The 18,005-nt window shown below is 59.2% G+C and carries 23 protein-coding genes; 8 read left to right on the top strand and 15 right to left on the bottom strand.

What is annotated here, in order from left to right; genetic code table 11:
- Window positions 1-86 precede the first annotated feature (86 nt).
- The 5 genes from ACA071_RS06170 to tsaA all read left to right on the top strand — a co-directional run bounded on the left by ACA071_RS06170 (window position 87) and on the right by tsaA (window position 3,703).
- The gene (locus tag ACA071_RS06170) at window positions 87-560 is read left to right on the top strand and encodes a GNAT family N-acetyltransferase (protein WP_497643571.1); all 474 of its coding nucleotides are present in this window, start codon (window positions 87-89) and stop codon (window positions 558-560) included.
- An 82-nt stretch (window positions 561-642) separates the two neighbouring features.
- Window positions 643-1,353 (top strand): rRNA pseudouridine synthase, encoded by a 711-nt coding sequence (locus ACA071_RS06165; protein WP_497643570.1) that lies wholly within the window; start codon window positions 643-645, stop codon window positions 1,351-1,353.
- Window positions 1,354-1,428: 75 nt separating this feature from the next.
- Window positions 1,429-1,896, top strand: a complete 468-nt coding sequence (locus tag ACA071_RS06160) for a YehS family protein (RefSeq protein WP_497643569.1) — start codon at window positions 1,429-1,431, stop codon at window positions 1,894-1,896.
- A 193-nt stretch (window positions 1,897-2,089) separates the two neighbouring features.
- Entirely contained in the window at window positions 2,090-2,860 is a 771-nt protein-coding gene (locus ACA071_RS06155) for an SDR family oxidoreductase (protein WP_497643568.1), read from the top strand.
- A gap of 141 nt (window positions 2,861-3,001) precedes the next feature.
- On the top strand, window positions 3,002-3,703 hold the full coding sequence (tsaA, locus tag ACA071_RS06150) for a tRNA (N6-threonylcarbamoyladenosine(37)-N6)-methyltransferase TrmO (protein ID WP_497643567.1): 702 nt from the start codon (window positions 3,002-3,004) through the stop codon (window positions 3,701-3,703).
- Between the two features lie 167 nt (window positions 3,704-3,870).
- Here tsaA and fpr read toward each other — a convergent pair whose 3' ends face one another.
- Window positions 3,871-4,650, bottom strand: coding sequence for a ferredoxin-NADP reductase (fpr, locus tag ACA071_RS06145; RefSeq protein WP_003443014.1), 780 nt, complete (start codon window positions 4,648-4,650; stop codon window positions 3,871-3,873).
- A 142-nt stretch (window positions 4,651-4,792) separates the two neighbouring features.
- On the opposite strand from fpr, the gene ACA071_RS06140 reads away from it, so the two are divergent.
- Entirely contained in the window at window positions 4,793-5,719 is a 927-nt protein-coding gene (locus ACA071_RS06140; RefSeq protein ID WP_497643566.1) for a LysR family transcriptional regulator, read from the top strand.
- Here the strand turns inward: ACA071_RS06140 and ACA071_RS06135 are convergent.
- From ACA071_RS06135 to ACA071_RS06125, 3 genes are all read right to left on the bottom strand, one after another.
- Window positions 5,716-6,078 carry a diacylglycerol kinase gene (locus ACA071_RS06135; protein ID WP_007947182.1) on the bottom strand — a complete coding sequence of 121 codons (363 nt, stop codon included), beginning with the start codon at window positions 6,076-6,078 and terminating at the stop codon, window positions 5,716-5,718. The two genes, ACA071_RS06140 and ACA071_RS06135, sit on opposite strands and share 4 nt — an antisense overlap.
- Window positions 6,079-6,154: 76 nt before the next feature.
- Window positions 6,155-6,805, bottom strand: coding sequence for a response regulator transcription factor ErdR (gene erdR, locus ACA071_RS06130; RefSeq protein ID WP_010462704.1), 651 nt, complete (start codon window positions 6,803-6,805; stop codon window positions 6,155-6,157).
- Window positions 6,806-7,002: 197 nt separating this feature from the next.
- Window positions 7,003-7,761 carry a tRNA-uridine aminocarboxypropyltransferase gene (locus ACA071_RS06125; RefSeq protein WP_497643565.1) on the bottom strand — a complete coding sequence of 253 codons (759 nt, stop codon included), beginning with the start codon at window positions 7,759-7,761 and terminating at the stop codon, window positions 7,003-7,005.
- Between the two features lie 190 nt (window positions 7,762-7,951).
- Here ACA071_RS06125 and ACA071_RS06120 point away from each other — a divergent pair, with 190 nt between their 5' ends.
- On the top strand, window positions 7,952-8,377 hold the full coding sequence (locus ACA071_RS06120) for a PA3611 family quorum-sensing-regulated virulence factor (RefSeq protein WP_497643564.1): 426 nt from the start codon (window positions 7,952-7,954) through the stop codon (window positions 8,375-8,377).
- On the opposite strand, the gene ACA071_RS06115 is transcribed toward ACA071_RS06120, so the two are convergent.
- On the bottom strand, window positions 8,378-8,572 hold the full coding sequence (locus ACA071_RS06115; protein WP_054047053.1) for a hypothetical protein: 195 nt from the start codon (window positions 8,570-8,572) through the stop codon (window positions 8,378-8,380).
- Between the two features lie 349 nt (window positions 8,573-8,921).
- Here ACA071_RS06115 and ACA071_RS06110 point away from each other — a divergent pair, with 349 nt between their 5' ends.
- Complete coding sequence (locus ACA071_RS06110) at window positions 8,922-10,040, top strand: LOG family protein (RefSeq protein ID WP_497643563.1); 1,119 nt, start codon at window positions 8,922-8,924, stop codon at window positions 10,038-10,040.
- 51 nt (window positions 10,041-10,091) lie between these two features.
- On the opposite strand, the gene recX is transcribed toward ACA071_RS06110, so the two are convergent.
- The 10 genes from recX to ACA071_RS06060 all read right to left on the bottom strand — a co-directional run bounded on the left by recX (window position 10,092) and on the right by ACA071_RS06060 (window position 17,916).
- Window positions 10,092-10,559 (bottom strand): recombination regulator RecX, encoded by a 468-nt coding sequence (gene recX / locus ACA071_RS06105; RefSeq protein ID WP_497643562.1) that lies wholly within the window; start codon window positions 10,557-10,559, stop codon window positions 10,092-10,094.
- Between the two features lie 8 nt (window positions 10,560-10,567).
- The gene (gene recA / locus ACA071_RS06100; RefSeq protein ID WP_403106900.1) at window positions 10,568-11,620 is read right to left on the bottom strand and encodes a recombinase RecA; all 1,053 of its coding nucleotides are present in this window, start codon (window positions 11,618-11,620) and stop codon (window positions 10,568-10,570) included.
- An 83-nt stretch (window positions 11,621-11,703) separates the two neighbouring features.
- Window positions 11,704-12,204: a CinA family protein gene (locus ACA071_RS06095; protein ID WP_497643561.1), complete on the bottom strand. Its 501-nt coding sequence runs from the start codon at window positions 12,202-12,204 to the stop codon at window positions 11,704-11,706.
- 79 nt (window positions 12,205-12,283) lie between these two features.
- On the bottom strand, window positions 12,284-12,802 hold the full coding sequence (locus ACA071_RS06090; protein WP_497643560.1) for a lysis system i-spanin subunit Rz: 519 nt from the start codon (window positions 12,800-12,802) through the stop codon (window positions 12,284-12,286).
- Entirely contained in the window at window positions 12,784-13,323 is a 540-nt protein-coding gene (locus ACA071_RS06085) for a glycoside hydrolase family 19 protein (protein ID WP_497643559.1), read from the bottom strand. The genes ACA071_RS06090 and ACA071_RS06085 overlap by 19 nt, the downstream gene beginning before the upstream one ends.
- Window positions 13,324-13,350: 27 nt before the next feature.
- Window positions 13,351-13,746, bottom strand: coding sequence for a phage tail assembly chaperone (locus ACA071_RS06080; protein ID WP_497643558.1), 396 nt, complete (start codon window positions 13,744-13,746; stop codon window positions 13,351-13,353).
- 264 nt (window positions 13,747-14,010) lie between these two features.
- Window positions 14,011-15,027, bottom strand: coding sequence for a phage late control D family protein (locus ACA071_RS06075; RefSeq protein WP_497643557.1), 1,017 nt, complete (start codon window positions 15,025-15,027; stop codon window positions 14,011-14,013).
- Window positions 15,028-15,036: 9 nt separating this feature from the next.
- Window positions 15,037-15,249 carry a tail protein X gene (locus ACA071_RS06070; protein WP_149657346.1) on the bottom strand — a complete coding sequence of 71 codons (213 nt, stop codon included), beginning with the start codon at window positions 15,247-15,249 and terminating at the stop codon, window positions 15,037-15,039.
- Entirely contained in the window at window positions 15,242-15,625 is a 384-nt protein-coding gene (locus tag ACA071_RS06065) for a phage tail protein (protein WP_149657347.1), read from the bottom strand. The genes ACA071_RS06070 and ACA071_RS06065 overlap by 8 nt, the downstream gene beginning before the upstream one ends.
- Window positions 15,625-17,916: a phage tail tape measure protein gene (locus ACA071_RS06060; protein ID WP_497643556.1), complete on the bottom strand. Its 2,292-nt coding sequence runs from the start codon at window positions 17,914-17,916 to the stop codon at window positions 15,625-15,627. The genes ACA071_RS06065 and ACA071_RS06060 overlap by 1 nt, the downstream gene beginning before the upstream one ends.
- Window positions 17,917-18,005: the final 89 nt, after the last annotated feature.

Genomic DNA, 18,005 nt, shown 5'->3' with positions numbered 1-18,005 from the left:
CTCTTGACGAGATGCGGGGCTTTTTTACGTCTATCGTTTTGTGGAGAACGGATTCGCATCATTCACACAACGAGGGGCAGGCGGGCATGCGCCAACATTCGGTCATCCACACACCGAAACAGAGCGACTACGAAGAACTCACCCAGGTGTGGGAGGCCTCGGTACGTGCCACCCATGATTTTCTGCCGAACAGTTATATCGATCTGCTGAAGAACCTGGTGCTGACTCGCTACCTCGACGCGGTGATGCTGATCTGCACCAAAGACTCGCGCCAGCGCATTACCGGGTTCGCCGGCGTCGCGGCGGGCAAGATCGAAATGCTCTTTATCGACCCGGCCCATCGCGGCCAGGGCCTGGGCAAGCAGCTGCTGCGTTATGCCCTGGAACACCTGAACGCCGATGAACTGGATGTCAACGAACAGAACCCGCAAGCCCTCGGATTTTACTTCAAGCAGGGTTTCGAGGTGATCGGCCGCACCGAGCACGACGGCATGGGCCAGCCTTATCCGCTGCTGCATATGCGCATGAAACAGGCGAATCTGCGCGCTCATCGCGGCTAAAAGCCACATGGCGCAAATGGACCCGCGATTAACCGGCGCCCAGCAGGTACAATGCCCACCCCCTTTTTGTTACGGCCCTGTCATGACTGACCCGATTCGTCTCTCCAAACGCCTCATCGAACTCGTCGGCTGTTCCCGTCGGGAGGCTGAGCTGTTCATTGAGGGCGGCTGGGTCACCGTGGACGGCGAAGTCATCGACGAGCCGCAGTTCAAGGTCGACAATCAGACCGTCGCGCTCGACCCGGAGGCCAAGGCCACCGCGCCGGAGCCTGTGACCATTCTGTTCAACGTCGCGGCCGGCATGGACGCGGAAACGGCCATGGCATCCATCAGCGCCGAGACCTTGAGCGAAGAACACCGCTTCAGCAAACGTCCGCTCAAGGGCCACTTCCTGCGCCTGACCGCCAGCACCGACCTGCAGGCCAACGCCAGCGGTTTACTGGTGTTCACCCAGGACTGGAAGATTCTGCGCAAGCTGACTGCCGACTCCGCGAAGATCGAGCAAGAGTATGTGGTCGAGGTTGAAGGCGACATGGTCGCTCACGGCCTCAATCGCCTGAACCATGGCCTGACTTACAAGGGTAAGGAACTGCCGGCGGTGAAGGCCAGCTGGCAGAACGAAAACCGTCTGCGCTTTGCGATGAAGAACCCACAACCGGGCGTGATCGCCCTGTTCTGCCAAGCCGTGGGCCTGAAGGTCGTCGCCATCCGCCGTATTCGCATCGGCGGCGTGTCCATCGGCAAAGTGCCGTTGGGGCAATGGCGCTATCTGTCCGGCAAAGAGAAGTTCTAAGACTTTCACGCCGCCCTACATCTCGGCGTCGCTGTTTTATGCGACGCCCACTGCTGAATATCAGGATTGCACACCATGATTCATAACGACGTACTGCGCAGCGTGCGCTACATGCTCGACATCAGCGACAAGAAAGTCATCGAGATCATCAAGCTCGGCGGCATGGACGTGACCATGGAAGACCTGGTGACGTACCTCGACAAGAAAGAAGAAGACGAGGAAGGCTTTGTTCGTTGCCCGGACGAAGTCATCGCACACTTCCTCGATGGCCTGGTGATCTTCAAGCGCGGCAAGGACGAAAGCCGTCCGCCACAGCCGATCGAAACCCCAGTGACCAACAACATCATCCTGAAGAAACTGCGCGTGGCCTTCGAGCTGAAAGAAGACGACATGCACGCGATCCTCAAGGCCTCCGAGTTCCCGGTGTCCAAGCCTGAGCTGAGCGCGCTGTTCCGCAAGTTTGGCCACACCAACTACCGTACCTGTGGCGACCAGTTGCTGCGCAACTTCCTCAAGGGGCTCACTCTTCGAGTGAGAGCATAAAGGCAGCTGCAAGCTGCAAGCTGCAAGCTGCAAGCTGCAAGTGAATCGTGTCTGCTTGTAGCTTGTAGCTTGTAGCTTGAAACTTGAAACTTGCAGCTGGGCCGAATGGCCCCCCATTCCTCGCAAAAATAGTGGCTCCGCTTCTGGCGGCTGACGACTAGGGTGTATTGACCCTCAGCTCTCAGGATTCGCCATGCACCCGTACTTTTCCCTGCAAGGCCGCACCGCTCTGGTGACCGGCGGCACCCGTGGTATTGGCAAAATGATCGCCAAGGCTTATGTCGAGGCCGGCGCCACCGTGTATGTCTGCGCCCGGGATGCCGAGGCCTGCCTGCAAACGGCCGAGGAGCTGAGTGCCTTCGGTCGCTGCCATGGTGTATCGGCCAATCTGGCTACCGAAGAAGGTGTGCTACAACTGGCTACGCGTTTGGGTGAGCAGATCGAGCACTTGGACATACTGGTCAACAATGCCGGCACCACCTGGGGTGCGCCGCTGGAAAGTTACCCGATCAAGGGCTGGGAAAAGGTCATGCAGTTGAACGTGACGTCGGTGTTCAACTGCATCCAGCAGTTTTTGCCGTTGCTGCGCAAAGCAGGTTCTGAAGCCAATCCGGCGCGGATTATCAACATCGGCTCGGTGGCGGGGATTTCTTCCTTTGGTGAACAGGCTTACGCCTATGGGCCAAGTAAAGCTGCCTTACATCAACTGTCGCGGATTCTGGCGCGGGAACTGGTGAGCCAGCACATCAACGTCAACGTGATCGCGCCTGGGCGGTTTCCGAGCAAGATGACTCAGCACATTGGTAATGATGAACAGGCGTTGGCGGAGGACACGGCGCTGATTCCGATGAAGCGCTGGGGCCGGGAGGAAGAGATGGCGGCGCTGGCGATCAGCCTGGCGAGTACCGCCGGAGCGTATATGACGGGGAATATCATTCCGTTGGATGGTGGGTTCAGCCTCTGATCGCCTCACCATAATCGTTCCTACGCTCTGCGTCCGCTTTGGGGACGCGGAGCGTCCCGGGCTGCATTCCCACGCGGAGCGTGGGAACGATCATGGGGTGGGTTATCATGCCCACCCTGATCCCGCTTCGACCCCAAAACCATGACCTACAGCGTTTCCCCCATCGGCTTCGTGCGCTCCTGCTTCAAGGAGAAATTCGCCATCCCGCGCCAACCGCAACTGGCCCCGGCCGCTCGCGGTGTGCTGGAATTGGTGGCGCCGTTCGACCAGGGCGATGCGGTGCAGGGGCTGGAGCAGGTCAGCCACGTCTGGTTGCTGTTCCTGTTTCATCAGGCCCTGGAAGAAAAGCCACGCCTGAAAGTCCGCCCGCCTCGCCTGGGCGGTAACAAATCCATGGGCGTGTTTGCTACCCGCGCGACGCACCGGCCCAACGGGATCGGCCAGTCAGTGGTCAAACTGGACAAGGTCGAAGCCAATCGACTGTGGATTTCCGGCATCGACTTACTGGACGGCACGCCGATACTCGACATCAAACCCTACGTGCCTTACGCCGACATCATCGACAGCGCCTCCAACAACATCGCCAGCGCTGCGCCGCTGCTGATTCCCGTGCAGTGGACGGATTCAGCGCTGCAACAGGCTCACGAGCACGCTCAGCGCCTTGACGAGCCGCTGGTGGAATTGATCGAGCAATGTCTGGCACAAGACCCACGTCCCGCCTACCAGACTCCTACACCGGAAAGGGAATATGGCGCGCAGTTCTGGGATGTCGATGTGCGTTGGCATTACCCCGAAGTCGGAATGATCCGCGTCCTCGAAGTCATCCCGATTCCCAACCCGTAGGAGCTGCCGAAGGCTGCTCCTACAGCGATGGCGCCCGACGCACGTATTTCCAACAGAGATTGCGTCGGGCATAAAAAAGCCCCCATTGCCTGCACAGGCAACGGGGGCTGATCGTTCCCACGCTCTGCGTGGGAATGCATCCAGTGACGCTCTGCGTCACCCAAAGCTTATTTCTCGACGAACGCTCGCTCGATCAGGTAATCACCCGGCTCGCGCATCCGCGGCGAAACTTTCAGGCCGAAGCTATTCAGCACTTCGCTGGTTTCGTCGAGCATGCTCGGGCTGCCGCACAGCATGGCGCGGTCGTCCTGCGGGTTGATCGGAGGCAGGCCGATGTCGCTGAACAGCTTGCCGCTGCGCATCAGGTCGGTCAGGCGGCCTTCGTTCTCGAACGGCTCGCGGGTCACGGTCGGGTAGTAGATCAACTTGTCACGCAGGGCCTCGCCGAAGAACTCGTTCTGCGGCAGGTGCTCGGTGATGAATTCGCGGTAGGCGACTTCGTTGACGTAACGCACGCCGTGGCACAGGATCACTTTTTCGAAACGCTCGTAGGTTTCCGGGTCCTGGATGACGCTCATGAACGGCGCCAGACCGGTGCCGGTGCTGAGCAGGTACAAATGTTTGCCAGGCTTCAAGTCATCCAGCACCAGCGTGCCGGTAGGCTTCTTGCTGATGATGATCTCGTCGCCTTCCTTCAGATGCTGCAACTGGGAAGTCAGCGGACCATCAGGCACCTTGATGCTGAAGAACTCGAGATGTTCTTCCCAGTTCGGGCTGGCAATCGAGTAAGCGCGCATAAGCGGGCGGCCATTGGGCTGTTGCAGGCCGATCATCACGAACTGACCGTTCTCGAAGCGCAGGCCCGGATCGCGGGTGCACTTGAAGCTGAACAGAGTGTCGTTCCAGTGATGAACACTGAGGACACGCTCGTGGTTCATGTTGCTCATGTACGTGGGACTCCTGGAGATTGGGTCTGCGCTGCTCTTCTAAAGAAAGAGAACCAGCCGCGCGCAATTGCATCGCATTCTAATGGCAGCCACAATATCTGTTAACTGGATTATTAAGATAAGGGTTATCGGTTATATAGATATGCGATTTACTCTACGTCAACTTCAAGTCTTCGTCGCCGTCGCTCAGCAGGAAAGCGTATCCCGTGCTGCGGGCCTGCTCAACCTCTCGCAATCGGCGGCCAGCACCTCAATCACCGAGCTAGAGCGTCAGTCCAGCTGTCAGCTGTTCGACCGCGCCGGCAAACGGCTGAGCCTCAACGCCCTCGGTAAACAGCTATTGCCCCAGGCAGTGGCGCTGCTCGACCAGTCCAAGGAAATCGAAAACCTGCTCAACGGCAAGTCTGGTTTCGGCTCATTGGCGGTCGGCGCGACCCTGACCATCGGCAATTACCTGGCGACGTTGCTGATCGGCAGCTTCATGCAGCGCCACCCGGAAAGCCAAGTGAAGCTGCACGTACAGAACACTGCCAACATCGTGCAACAAGTCGCCCACTATGAAATTGATCTGGGTCTAATCGAAGGCGACTGCAGCCACCCGGACATCGAAGTGCAGAGCTGGGTCGAGGATGAGCTGGTAGTGTTTTGCGCGCCCCAGCATCCGCTGGCCAAACGCGGCATCGCGACCATGGAAGAACTGAGCCACGAGGCCTGGATCCTGCGCGAACAGGGCTCTGGCACGCGGCTAACCTTCGACCAGGCCATGCGTCATCATCGCAGCGCGCTGAATATTCGCCTGGAGCTGGAACACACCGAAGCGATCAAACGCGCGGTCGAGTCAGGCTTGGGGATCGGTTGCATTTCGCGGCTGGCGTTGCGTGATGCGTTCCGCCGCGGCAGCCTGGTGGCGGTGGAGACGCCGGATCTGGACCTGGCGCGGCAGTTCTATTTCATCTGGCACAAACAGAAATTCCAGACGCCGGCGATGCGCGAATTCCTCGACCTGTGCCGCGCCTTCACCGCCGGGGTGCAGCGCAGCGACGAGATCGTGCTGCCCACCATCGCTTAAAGCAGAATCACCGCCCACACCAGCGCAATCATGGTCAACGCCACGAACTGCGCGGCGCTGCCCATGTCCTTGGCGTTCTTGGACAGTGGGTGCAGCTCAAGGGAAATGCGGTCGATGGCCGCTTCTACCGCCGAATTGAGCAACTCGACGATCAAGGCCAGCAGGCACACGGCGATCAGCAGCGCCTGTTCGACCCGACTGACGTTCAGGAAGAACGAAATCGGAATCAGGATGACGTTGAGCAACACCAGTTGCCGAAACGCCGCTTCACCGGTAAAGGCTGCGCGCAGGCCATCCAGCGAGTAGCCGGAGGCGTTGAGGATGCGTTTTAGGCCGGTCTGGCCTTTAAAAGGTGACATAGGGTAGGCAACTGAACCAAAAGGGAGTGGGAAAGCTAGAGTAAATAAAGTCAAAAAAGCGTGAATACGTAACGCTTTAATGGCTGGAAATTGACTCAAGTTGTTGCAGGAGCAACGCCGCCTGAGTTCGGGTCCGCACGTTGAGCTTGCGGAAAATCGCCGTCACATGCGCCTTGATTGTCGCTTCGGACACGCTCAGCTCATAGGCAATCTGCTTGTTCAGCAACCCTTCACAGACCATAGTCAGCACCCGGAACTGCTGGGGCGTCAAGCTCGCAAGCCCCTCACTGGCAGCCTTGGCTTCGGCGGACACGCTGACCGCTTCGAATGCCTGGGGCGGCCAGAAGACGTCGCCATCAAGCACCGCACGCACAGCTTTTTGAATGACACTCAGGTCGCTCGACTTGGGAATGAAACCGCTGGCGCCGAATTCACGGGACTTGACCATGATCGAGGCTTCTTCCTGGGCCGAGACCATCACCACCGGAATCTGCGGGTACTGACCGCGCAACAGCACCAGCCCGGAAAATCCGTAGGCCCCCGGCATGTTCAGGTCCAGCAGCACCAGGTCCCAGTCGGATTTTTCGTCCAGGCGGGTTTCCAGTTCGGCAATGCTCGCCACTTCTACCAGACGGACATCCGGGCCCAGGCCCAGGGTCAACGCTTGGTGTAATGCACTTCGAAAAAGAGGGTGGTCATCGGCAATCAGGATTTCGTATGTGGCCATTTTTCAAATGATCCTGTTTTTCAAACAACTCAAGGTACAGCCACGGAGCTGCACCAACAGGGCACGTTCAACGCCAATCACGTGATCAAGCGGCGTTTCAAACTCTGGCCGCGCCCTAATCGGCGCCAAGCATGCCCAGCGAAGTCGGGGTGGTCAAGGTGCATGGCCGGTACAGTTCTTTGCAGTATGGGCGACAATCAGCTGATGACCGGAACCGTGTTCTGCACGAAAGGCATCAACTCGGCGTGGGCCGGCGTTGCAACGTTCATATCCAATTGGTGCTTGGCATCCAGGTAGTGCTGGCTGAACACATCGAAGTAAGCGTCCAGTGCCGAGGCCGCGTCGGTATCACCCGCCAGATCGAGGCACAGCGCCGCCACCTCGGCGGTGCATAGATGTTCGCTGCGGGTCGAACGGCGCAAGCGGTAGCGGGAGAGTTTCTCCGGTAGCAGGCTGAGGATTGGCAACCGGTCAAAATAAGGGCTTTTGCGAAAAATCTTCCGGGCCTCGGTCCAGGTCGCATCCAGCAGGATAAACAGCGGGCGCTTGGTGCTCTCGATGTCCACGGTGTTGGTCACGCGCTCGGGCTCCACGTACTCGCCCGGAAACACCAGGTAGGGCTGCCATTGCGGGTCAGTCAACAGGTCCAGCAGTTTTTGATCGGTCTCTGTGCGCGACCAAATGAATGCATGGTTGTCACGCACGACGTCAGCAATCAGCCAACCGGTGTTGCTCGGCTTGAACACTTCCTTGTTGGTCATGATCAGGCACACCCCGGAGCGGGTCTCGACCTGCGGGCGCCAGGCACACAGGCAATGGCTCTCGATCACCCGGCAGGCGCGGCAACGGGTTGCCCGCCAGCCACGGGCCTGGATCGGCTTGATGCCTTCCTCCTCGCGCTCATCGCGCAAGCGGGCCACGGCGTTCGCCGCGAAGCGTGGGGTTTCAAGGTTCATCGCAGGCAACGCCGACAGGTAAGGAAAATCGACACAAAAAACACTCGGCAAGGCAGAAAGTGCCGGCAGTTTATCAGAGCGGCCGGCGCAAGCCTGTACCGTCCGGACCCGCTCCCCTATAATTCGCCGCCACTGAACGCACAGTCACGTGACGGGTCGAACCAACCAGTCACTGAACCAGGAGAGTTTCATGCTGCGCCTTATCGTTCCCACCGCTGCCGTTCTATTGGCGTCGTCCTTCAGCGCTCAGGCTGCTTCCTTGAGTGAGCAGAACCTCAACAGAGAGCTGCGAAACGTCGCCGTACAAAGCAGTGTCGGCACACCGCGGGCGATCAACGAGGACATTCTTGATCAGGGCTACACCGCCGAAGGCAATACGTTGATCAACCACTTGAGCGTGCAAAGCAGCCACGCCGACAAGATGCGTGCCGATCCGAAAGCTGTGTATTTCCAGCTGGGTGCCTCTGTCTGCAACAACCCATCGTTCCGTAAGCTGATGGCCAAGGGCGCAGTAATGCGTTACGACTTCACTGAGGTGAAGACCAACCGCTCGGTCGGTTCCGCCAGCTATCAGGAATCGGATTGCCCGAAAGCGGCCCCGGCCAAGAAGAAGTAATCATCGGGAATTGGCGCGCCGCTGTTCATCCTCGGCGCGCAGTTCTGCCAGCAAGGCCTGCAAATAACGCGAACGGCGCTCACCACCGCCCAGACGCCGGCAGCACTCCTCTTCAAGACTCAAATGATTGGTCTCGGCTGACGATTTCAATAATCGATACAGTTGCGCATCGATCTCCAGAATCAATCTGGCCATGATTTCCCGCCTCCCTGCACACTCAAATCCCTGAACCGCATGAACTTGGCGTACTGCCTTTGACGCAAAGTTGTCGTGTCACGCCTGTAACTTAGTAAATCAGAGCCACAGCCAGTGGGCTTGCGTTCAGACGAGCGGTGAAACCACCTTGCAAATCGCCAATAAGCGGTTGCCAGGAAAGACTTTGCGGCGCAATGATCAAGTCAGCGCAAATCACCGCGAAGGTCTAGATTCAGAGTATTCACATTGTCTTTGAGGCCGAAAAGGAGCGGCCCGTTGTGCATTTGTTGTTGCGAAGGTTTTTTTCATGCGATGGAAAAAACACAGCCTGCATGCAAGGAGAAGTTGAATGCCTTACCTACCGAATGACCTCCTCAGCCGTCATTTTGAAGAAAGCGGCCACGACCTCACCAGCAAGGTCGAAGAGCAACTCAACCTGGTTTCACCCAACAGCCCCAACATCCCGATTTACCGCGACATGATCCTGACCGTGCTGCGCATGGCCCAGGAAGATCACAACCGCTGGAACGCCAAGATCACCCTGCAGGCCCTGCGCGAACTGGAGCACGCATTCCGTGTGCTGGAGCAGTTCAAGGGTCGGCGCAAAGTCACTGTGTTCGGCTCGGCCCGAACACCGATCGAACATCCGCTGTATGGCATGGCCCGGGAACTCGGCGCCGCGCTGGCGCGTTCGGACCTGATGGTCATCACCGGTGCCGGCGGTGGCATCATGGCCGCCGCCCACGAAGGCGCGGGCCTGGAACACAGTCTGGGGTTCAATATCACCCTGCCCTTCGAGCAGCATGCCAACCCTACCGTGCAGGGCACCACCAACCTGCTGTCCTTCCACTTCTTCTTTACCCGCAAGCTGTTCTTCGTCAAGGAAGCCGACGCGCTGGTCCTGTGCCCGGGCGGTTTCGGTACGCTGGACGAAGCACTGGAAGTGCTGACGCTGATCCAGACCGGCAAAAGCCCCTTGGTGCCGGTGGTGTTGCTGGATACGCCGGGTGGCACGTTCTGGCAGGGAGCGCTGGACTTCATCCACCATCAACTGGAGGAAAACCGTTACATCCTGCCCACCGACATGAAGCTGGTGAGCCTGGTCTACAGCGCCGAAGAGGCGGTTGAGCAGATCAACCAGTTCTACAGCAACTTCCACTCCAGCCGCTGGCTCAAGCATCAATTCGTGATTCGCATGAATCACCAGCTCAGCGACGGAGCGCTCGAACACATGCAGACGGCATTCGCCGACCTGTGCCTGAGCGATCACTTCCATCAGCACGTCTACAGCGGCGAGGAGCACGATGAGCCGCAGTTCAGCCATCTGGCGCGACTGGCCTTTACCTTCAATGCCCGTGATCATGGGCGTCTGCGGGAACTGGTGGACTTCATCAACCTGCCGGAAAACTGGGCGCAGCCCAAACCCCAGGCGCAACAGCGCACGCGGGAACCGTCCAAGGTGACGTAAACAACAGGCAAAAAAAAACGGCCCGCTATCGAAATAGCGGGCCGTTTTTATTTAGTCGTCCATTCCTCGACCGCTGAACAATCGGTTGATCATCTCCATGGAAAACCCCCGATAAGCCAGGAACCGCCCCTGCTTGGCACGCTCGCGCATGTCTATCGGTAAATGCCCGGCAAATTTGCGTCGCCAGGTATCTTCCAGTTGTTCCTGCCAGTTGAGACCGCTCTCGCGCAAGGCGAGCTCGATGTCGGTACGTTGCAGGCCGCGCTGGCCCAACTCTTCACGAATGCGCAAAGGGCCGTAACCGGAACGGGCACGGTAGGACACAAAGCTTTCGAGGTAACGGGATTCGGACAGCAGCCCCTCTTCCGTCAGTCGGTCAAGTGCTGTGTCGATCATCTCAGGGAGAGCGCCGCGCTGACGCAGTTTACGCGTCAGCTCGACTCGACCGTGCTCGCGTCGCGCGAGCAGGTCCATGGCGGTTCGCCGCACCGCGACGAGTGTATCGAGTACGGCGGTCATCGGATCAATCAGATATCCGCGTCAGCCAGGTCATCAGCAGTCGCTTTGACTGGCGATGCTTTGACGTCCGGCGCTGGGGTCAGCAACTTGTCACGCAGCTGCTTCTCGAGCTTCGCGGCGATTTCCGGATTGTCTGCCAGGAACTTGGCCGAGTTGGCCTTGCCCTGACCGATCTTGGTGCCTTCATAGGCGTACCAGGCACCGGACTTCTCGACGAAACCGTGCAGAACACCCAGATCGATCATCTCGCCGTTGAGGTAGATGCCTTTGCCGTAAAGAATCTGGAACTCGGCCTGACGGAACGGCGAAGCGACCTTGTTCTTCACAACCTTGACGCGGGTTTCGCTACCGACAACCTCGTCACCTTCTTTCACCGCGCCAGTACGACGGATGTCCAGACGAACCGAAGCGTAGAACTTCAGCGCGTTACCACCGGTGGTGGTTTCCGGGCTGCCGAACATCACGCCGATTTTCATACGGATCTGGTTGATGAAGATAACCAGGCAGTTGGCGTTCTTGATGTTGCCGGTGATTTTACGCAGCGCCTGGGACATCAGGCGGGCTTGCAGGCCCACGTGCATGTCACCCATTTCGCCTTCGATCTCGGCCTTCGGCACCAGAGCGGCTACGGAGTCGACGATGATCACGTCAACCGCGTTGGAACGCACCAGCATGTCGGTGATTTCCAGGGCCTGCTCGCCGGTGTCCGGCTGGGAAACCAGCAGGTCGTCGACGTTGACGCCCAGTTTGCCGGCATATTCAGGGTCGAGGGCGTGTTCGGCGTCGACGAATGCGCAGGTCGCGCCGGCTTTTTGAGCCTGGGCGATCACGGACAATGTCAGCGTGGTTTTACCGGAGGATTCAGGACCGTAGATTTCAACGATACGGCCTTTTGGCAGGCCGCCAATGCCGAGCGCGATGTCCAGACCCAGAGAGCCAGTGGAAATAGCCGGGATCGCCTGACGGTCCTGATCGCCCATACGCATTACGGCACCTTTGCCGAATTGACGTTCGATCTGACCCAGGGCCGCAGCCAAGGCTTTCTTCTTGTTGTCGTCCATTAAAGTCCTCACGTAATCAATAAGGCCTGACGGCCAACACCTGTATAAGTAGCCAGTATTATTCCACAGCGTTTCAGGATCGCCTACCCCTGATTTGAGATTTCTCCAGCGGCATGGCGCAGCAGCCCCTCTAGCGCGGCCTTAACCGTTTGTCGGCGGACCTCGTCGCGGTTGCCGGGGAAGTGCTGGACCTCGCTGAATAGCGCTTCCCCGACGCCCCAGGCCAGCCAGACTGTGCCCACCGGTTTGCTCGCAGAACCACCGTCCGGCCCCGCCACACCGCTGACCGCTACAGCAAAACGCGCATGGCTTTTGTCTTGCGCGCCAAGAACCATGGCCTCGACCACCTCGCGACTGACCGCCCCCACCGTCGCAAACAACTCTTCGGGCACATTCAGTTGCTGGGTTTTCTGGCGGTTGGAGTACGTCACGTAACCGGCCTCGAACCACGCCGAACTCCCGGGAATGCGGGTGATCGCCTCGGCGATCCCGCCGCCGGTGCAGGACTCGGCGGTGGTGACGTGGGCATTGAGAACCTGCAAGCGCCTGCCAAGTTCAGCGGCCAGCTGGGTGATTTCTTTCACGGTCCTCTCCTGATCGGGCTGAATGGAACCACCGTACACGAGCACATCGCGCTTGCAAGATACAGAACCGATCAAAATGTTAGCGAACGATGGCCTTGATATAGGCCTGACAAGCCTGCAAGGCAATCAATCCGCGGTCGCCGGCGTCGGTGATGGCGATAATTCGTTGAGCATGCGCCGGGTCAAGTCGGGCTCGCGAGGCGCCATGATCCACGCCGCTGGCGCTGGAGGCGGCTGGCATTGCGCAGCTTGCGGCAACGTCATTGGCATCGAGGAGGACTGACAGGCGCACATCAGCAGTGGCAAGACGATCGCGCAGGCGACCTTGATCACGTTGGGCATCGCTAAGCGCTCGATAATGGGTTTGTTCACTGGCGGACAGCCATTGTTCCAAGGCCAGACGCTTGCCTTGTTCGGCCTGTTGTTGCGTTGCGGCGGCCTGGGTCAGCTGATTCAGCGTCTCGGCCTGCAACCTGGCCTGTTCCGCCAGTTGCCGGCCATAACGCCAATCCTGAACGTGCCAGGCCAGCACCGCCGAAAACCCGACCAACACGGCGACGCCAATCACCCGCCAGGAGATCAGACCGAAGGCTGGCATAGCACCGCCCTCGCCCGTGCCCAGAGTTGCAGGCGATCCTCGAGCCCGTTCAGACCGCCATTGATCCGCCGGGTGATGCTGTTGAACTGGTCGCGGTCGGCCAGTTCATTCAGGCCGTTCAGCTCCCAGAACCACGCGGCGGATTCGGCGGCCCATTGCGGTTTTTCCAGGAGTTCGGGTAAAAACAGCAAACGATCGTCACCGAACAATCCAAGACTGCATTGGCGGTAGTTGTCGCGACCGGTGATCTGGATCAGCCCACGACCACGGTACTTCTGGCCGTCACCGTCAGCCTCCGGGGTATTGCCCAACCGCAAGGCCAGGGTGCCGGTGTCGTATTTGCTCAGGTATTGGTTATTGCCCAGTTCCCGCACGTACTGCAACTGCCCCGATTCGTGGCCGACTTGCGCGAGGAAAGCTGCGATGCGTTTGGGGGTGTTGATGTTGCGGTGGGTCATGGCGGTGTTGAGGGCGGAAATGAAAACGCCCGCTTGGGAGCGGGCGTTGGGAAATATCTGCATCAGTTGCTGTTGTTCAAGAGGAATTGCTTATACTCCCTGGAGCATTTTCATCAACCAGTCCGGAGGCAATGGTTTACTGGTTTTTTTGGGGAATCCGGAGCGTTGAGGCCAATCCCGCAGTTCCTGCCGATACTCAATCAACTCGTAAAAATCTTCTGTGGTTAGTGTCAGCGACATACCCGCTGCGATTTCATCACGATCGCGATCCAGCAGCCATTGACTGGCATTAATTTGTTCATCTCGCCATGTGCGCGCCGCATCTTGTCGATGGTTTTCCAATTGATTGCGATTAACCAATTCGTCGACAACTGCATTATCCCATTGCACCGGAATCAATGATTCAGGCGCACCGGCCACGGAAATATCGTCTACTGACTGACTATTCATCCAACCAGAGCCTACTGCACTTTTCAGATAACCCACGAGAACCTCCTATTCACCACTTCATAAGGAGTGACGCACTAACAACAGTGCGCCACGGATTAAAGTCCATAGACTGTTGTGAATTAAACCTGGGCGAGCACAACAACGGCGTCAGGCGCGGTCGGCCAATCGATGACTTTCGGGAAACCGGGTTGCAGTTCAATCTGCGTCAATCTTCGACTTCGGCTTTTGCTGTTTTGCGATACCACCTGCAAAACCCGTAAAAGGCTCTGTTCATGAAGACCCGGACCGGGAATGCGATCGTTACTGCCGGGGATCCAGGCAATGGGCCTCAACGATGCATCGATAGCTTTCCTTGCGGCTGCCACTGGCCGTCAGTTTGGTGACCGACCATCGACCCTGCATGATCCGGGGCCAACTGGCATCGAGCAGGATCACGCCTTCCGCTGCCAGGTCCGGATGTCCCGGGCAACTGATGGTCAGCTTGAAAGCGTCGCGCTCCAGGCGACGTAACTCGCCCTCGGCGGCGGCCTTGGCCTGGTCTTCATTCTGGCAACGCCGTGGAAACGTCTTGAACGGCTTGATACCCAGGTGAAACTCACGCTCCTTGCCGGCCGCCGCGTCCCACCAGGTGGTACGGCATCCCTTGTATTTTGATCGGGCTGTTTCATCGATAACCGCCGTGGTAAATGCTTGGTCACCGGGGCGATTATCCTTTGTCACCGAGAGCAGCACTTCCTTCAGGGGCTTGCCGGAAATGGACGTCAACTGCCCCCCCGAAGCCAACACATACAGGCCGTTCACCGGTTTGGTAACTGCGCCATAGATGTGGGCGACGCGAGTCAGAAAGCCCATGTCCGTTTCGTTGCACTGGTCGATATGATCAATTTTTTGCGTCTCCAGCAGCGGTGCCACACGCGGCGAAAATCCATGCCGCATGGTCAGCTCGCGAAACAGCGCACCGAGTGTCGTGGGGCCGTAACTGGCGGATCGGCGTTGCATGAACTCGGTCTCATCGTGCTCGCTGAAAGGCGCCGACATGGCGATCAGCGACAGCTGCAAGGGATACAGAAAAGGCGTGCGCTGGGTGATGACAAACACCCCCTTGTCCACCAGGCCCGACTCTTTGTAGCCCACCTGAAAGCCGATCCTGCCGCCCAGGCTGGGCAGGCCCTCCAGCCCTTCAAGATCGATGAGGAGCTTGATCTGGTCGGACTGGATCCCGGAAGCATCGATATACTCCCACTGGACCAGCCGCTCGTTGAGCAGCGCAGCATTGGCCCCGTAGATTTCCACGGCGGGCGTAAATCCAAGTGTCATACGTCCTCCTTAATCCCAGGCCGACACGGGAGCCGTGGCCGTCGTCTGCGTGGTCATCTCGGGCAGCACCACCCAAACTCCCGCCGGCAAAACCGCCCCTTGTTCGGCCAGGGTCGGATTGAGTCGCCAAAGGGCTTCCTCGGCGGCGTCGTCACTGCGGCCAAGCTCACGAAAGAGCAACAGGTTGACCGAGTCGCCGGCGATACTCCTGACCCTACGCATGGATGAACTCCGTCAACTCGATAGCCCATGCATTCAACATCGCGGTCCCGTCATCAATGATCTCGCTTTGGGTTTCCGTCACGCTGGTTATTCGCCACAAACCCCAGTTGCGCCCGATACCGTCAACCAATGGCAGCGGCACGCGCAGCGCCTGCAGCGCACGCAACTCGTCGAGTCGTTCCATGGCTACCGCATACATCGACTTCCCCGTGATGCTCAGCGTCTCCAGGGCCTGTCCGACCTGACTGGATTTAGGCTTGCTGATGAGGATGTTCAGATCCACCCAACCGCCGTCCGTCTTACGAACCAGGCCGCTGTAGGCGAAGTCTCTGGACAGGCCAAAAATGAAGCTGCCCAGGGCCATTTGCTGTCGCATCAAACACCTCCATCAGTCAGGGCCGCATTACGTCGCGCGGCGAGTGGATTGCCCATCATCATGGGCACGAATTGCGCCTGAATCGTTTGGGTGACCAGGTTGGCGATCTTCCTGGCCTGGGTCGGATCCTGGCCAGTGATGTGAATGACCGGCGCGAAGTTGATCTGCCGGTTATTCGCCTGGGCGCCGGCCAGGTTCTTGCTCACCTGGTCCGGTGGGTCGAGGCGGTCAACCGGCTTGCCAAGCTTCTCGCCCAGCCACGAACCGGCCTGATGCCCGACCTCACTGCCCGCCATACCGCCCAGCACTCCACCAAGCAGACCACCGACCAAGGTCATCGGGCCCGGAAAGATAAACGTGCCAATCGCTGCACCAGCCGCGGCTCCGGCGTAAGAACCCGCCAGCCCACCCGCCGCAGAGCCGAGGCCGCCGCCGACCATTCGGGCATCGTCCTTGCGTATCCCTTCCGCGACTTCAAGGCCGGCATCGACCAACATCAAAGGGAGGGCCAGCGGGCCCGCCACGCGACCGATCCTGGTCCCCTGGCTGATCAAGCGCCTGCCAGAGCCGGACATCAGGCCCGCCATCCTGCTGTTGGCGGCGGTGGCAAGCGTCCGGGCACGGGTCATCACTCCCGCCTGAACGTTTTGTAGTCGGGTCAGCGCAAGACTGCCCAGCGCCGATGCGCGGCTCATCAATCTGCCGCCGAGACTGCCCGCGCTAGCACCACTGCCGGTGCCTTTGCCGGCGCTGCTACCGCCTCCCCCGCCCAACCAGTCTTTGACCTTGTCGACGATTTTCACCCCTTTGAACGCCGCGGCGCCCACCAGGAGTGCACCGGTCGCGACCGGGAATGCTTCGGCAAAACGGCTCAGGCCATCAATGACCGCACCGGTCGGCGCCAGCAGTGCATCGAACACCGGCAGCACCGTATTACCGCTTGAGGTCTTGAGACGGTCCAACTGGGCGTTGAAAACGTTCCAGTGCGATTGCGAACTGTCCGAGAGTTTCAGCGCCGATTGCTGGGCCGCACCCTGATCGTGCAGCTCCGATGTCGCATACAGTTTTTTGTTGGCGACCAACGAAAAGGCGCGCTCGACTTCGCTCGTGTTCTGCAGCATCTGCAGGATCGGTCTGTCGACCGAGAACAACTGCGTGGCCAGCCCTGCGCGTTCCGCGGCGGGTTGCGCCTTCAGCGCCTCGAGTACCGAGACGATGGTGGCGGGTGCATCCTGTTGCATCCCACCAGCCAGCGCCTTGGGATCGAGCCCCAGTTGCGCCCAGGCGGCTTGCTGACCTGGCGTCGTCGCCTCGCCCCGCGCTAGCGTCGTGGTGATTTTCTCGAAGGCGACACCCGCATCGGCCGGTTTAACGCCGGCATTGAGCAAGGCTGCCGAGAACGCGGCGGCTTGCTCGGGAGCCAGCCCCGCGTTGGTCCCTGCGGCACCATAATTGGTGAGAATGGCGCCGATGTCCGCCTCGGAAGCACTCATACTATTGCCGAGCACACTCGTGGCATCCGCCAGGTCCTGGGTCTGCAAACGATCGAGGTTCATCGAGGTGCGCCAGCCGATCAATAGCTCGGCGGCATCCTGCACCTGCAGCTTGAACGCCGACGCCGTGATTGCTGCATCGCGGGTGAAATCGACAATCGTGGCCTGCCGCGCAACCGTATCGACGTTGCCTTGTTTGTCGCGCTGGTCGTTGCCTACGCCGGCCTTGGCGGCGGCGTATTCGACCCGCGCCAAATCAACGGCTGTCGCCTTGCTCGGGGCCACCAGCCGCTCACTGGCCATTTTCTCGTTGGTGATTGCCAATGCCTGGCGTTGATCGCCCTCAAAGCGAATCACCAACCCCAACTCGGCCATGGCCGCATCCAGATTAATGGCGGGCCTCAAGCCCTCATATGGCGGATTGTCACCGCCCGATCCGTTGGTCTTCTGTTCAGCGCCAGAGCCTGAGCTGCCCGTGGCGGCAGGCTTGTCATTCATCGCCTGCAACAGCGAACGCTGCGACGAGATCGTCGTATTGATCGATTCAAGCACGTTTCTGAGCCGGGCCTGCTCCGCCGACAATGAGTTGATTTCCAGGCTGGCTTGCGCCAACGCCAGACTCAGCCCAGCAAACGCCTGATTTAAACCGGGCATTGGCTGACCAGCACCCGAAACAAGCTGTTGCGACCTGGCAGACGCATCAGGTGGCATCAGATCGGCGGTTTTGCCGGCGCCACTCAACGCCCAGTCGTCCTGATTGACTGCTGTGAACTTGAGCGAATAGGTATCTTCCGCCATCCCGCTCTACTCCTGTTTCACGCCAAGGCGAGTCACCGCGATGTCGTAGCGGCGCAATGCCTTGCCGGCGTCCCACTCCAGAATTTCCG

This window comes from Pseudomonas sp. LBUM1646 (genome assembly GCF_059716165.1).
Note: the sequence above shows the minus strand (reverse complement) of the source record. Positions and strands in the feature narration are given on the sequence as shown.

What these genes read in the sequence shown, in the direction of transcription:
- ACA071_RS06170 (WP_497643571.1), top strand. Translation starts at nt 87, where the DNA reads ATGCGCCAACATTCGGTCATCCACACACCGAAACAGAGCGACTACGAA.
- ACA071_RS06165 (WP_497643570.1), top strand. Translation starts at nt 643, where the DNA reads ATGACTGACCCGATTCGTCTCTCCAAACGCCTCATCGAACTCGTCGGC.
- ACA071_RS06160 (WP_497643569.1), top strand. Translation starts at nt 1,429, where the DNA reads ATGATTCATAACGACGTACTGCGCAGCGTGCGCTACATGCTCGACATC.
- ACA071_RS06155 (WP_497643568.1), top strand. Translation starts at nt 2,090, where the DNA reads ATGCACCCGTACTTTTCCCTGCAAGGCCGCACCGCTCTGGTGACCGGC.
- tsaA (WP_497643567.1), top strand. Translation starts at nt 3,002, where the DNA reads ATGACCTACAGCGTTTCCCCCATCGGCTTCGTGCGCTCCTGCTTCAAG.
- fpr (WP_003443014.1), bottom strand. Translation starts at nt 4,650, where the DNA reads ATGAGCAACATGAACCACGAGCGTGTCCTCAGTGTTCATCACTGGAAC.
- ACA071_RS06140 (WP_497643566.1), top strand. Translation starts at nt 4,793, where the DNA reads ATGCGATTTACTCTACGTCAACTTCAAGTCTTCGTCGCCGTCGCTCAG.
- ACA071_RS06135 (WP_007947182.1), bottom strand. Translation starts at nt 6,078, where the DNA reads ATGTCACCTTTTAAAGGCCAGACCGGCCTAAAACGCATCCTCAACGCC.
- erdR (WP_010462704.1), bottom strand. Translation starts at nt 6,805, where the DNA reads ATGGCCACATACGAAATCCTGATTGCCGATGACCACCCTCTTTTTCGA.
- ACA071_RS06125 (WP_497643565.1), bottom strand. Translation starts at nt 7,761, where the DNA reads ATGAACCTTGAAACCCCACGCTTCGCGGCGAACGCCGTGGCCCGCTTG.
- ACA071_RS06120 (WP_497643564.1), top strand. Translation starts at nt 7,952, where the DNA reads ATGCTGCGCCTTATCGTTCCCACCGCTGCCGTTCTATTGGCGTCGTCC.
- ACA071_RS06115 (WP_054047053.1), bottom strand. Translation starts at nt 8,572, where the DNA reads ATGGCCAGATTGATTCTGGAGATCGATGCGCAACTGTATCGATTATTG.
- ACA071_RS06110 (WP_497643563.1), top strand. Translation starts at nt 8,922, where the DNA reads ATGCCTTACCTACCGAATGACCTCCTCAGCCGTCATTTTGAAGAAAGC.
- recX (WP_497643562.1), bottom strand. Translation starts at nt 10,559, where the DNA reads ATGACCGCCGTACTCGATACACTCGTCGCGGTGCGGCGAACCGCCATG.
- recA (WP_403106900.1), bottom strand. Translation starts at nt 11,620, where the DNA reads ATGGACGACAACAAGAAGAAAGCCTTGGCTGCGGCCCTGGGTCAGATC.
- ACA071_RS06090 (WP_497643560.1), bottom strand. Translation starts at nt 12,802, where the DNA reads ATGCCAGCCTTCGGTCTGATCTCCTGGCGGGTGATTGGCGTCGCCGTG.
- ACA071_RS06085 (WP_497643559.1), bottom strand. Translation starts at nt 13,323, where the DNA reads ATGCAGATATTTCCCAACGCCCGCTCCCAAGCGGGCGTTTTCATTTCC.
- ACA071_RS06075 (WP_497643557.1), bottom strand. Translation starts at nt 15,027, where the DNA reads ATGACACTTGGATTTACGCCCGCCGTGGAAATCTACGGGGCCAATGCT.
- ACA071_RS06070 (WP_149657346.1), bottom strand. Translation starts at nt 15,249, where the DNA reads ATGCGTAGGGTCAGGAGTATCGCCGGCGACTCGGTCAACCTGTTGCTC.
- ACA071_RS06065 (WP_149657347.1), bottom strand. Translation starts at nt 15,625, where the DNA reads ATGCGACAGCAAATGGCCCTGGGCAGCTTCATTTTTGGCCTGTCCAGA.
- ACA071_RS06060 (WP_497643556.1), bottom strand. Translation starts at nt 17,916, where the DNA reads ATGGCGGAAGATACCTATTCGCTCAAGTTCACAGCAGTCAATCAGGAC.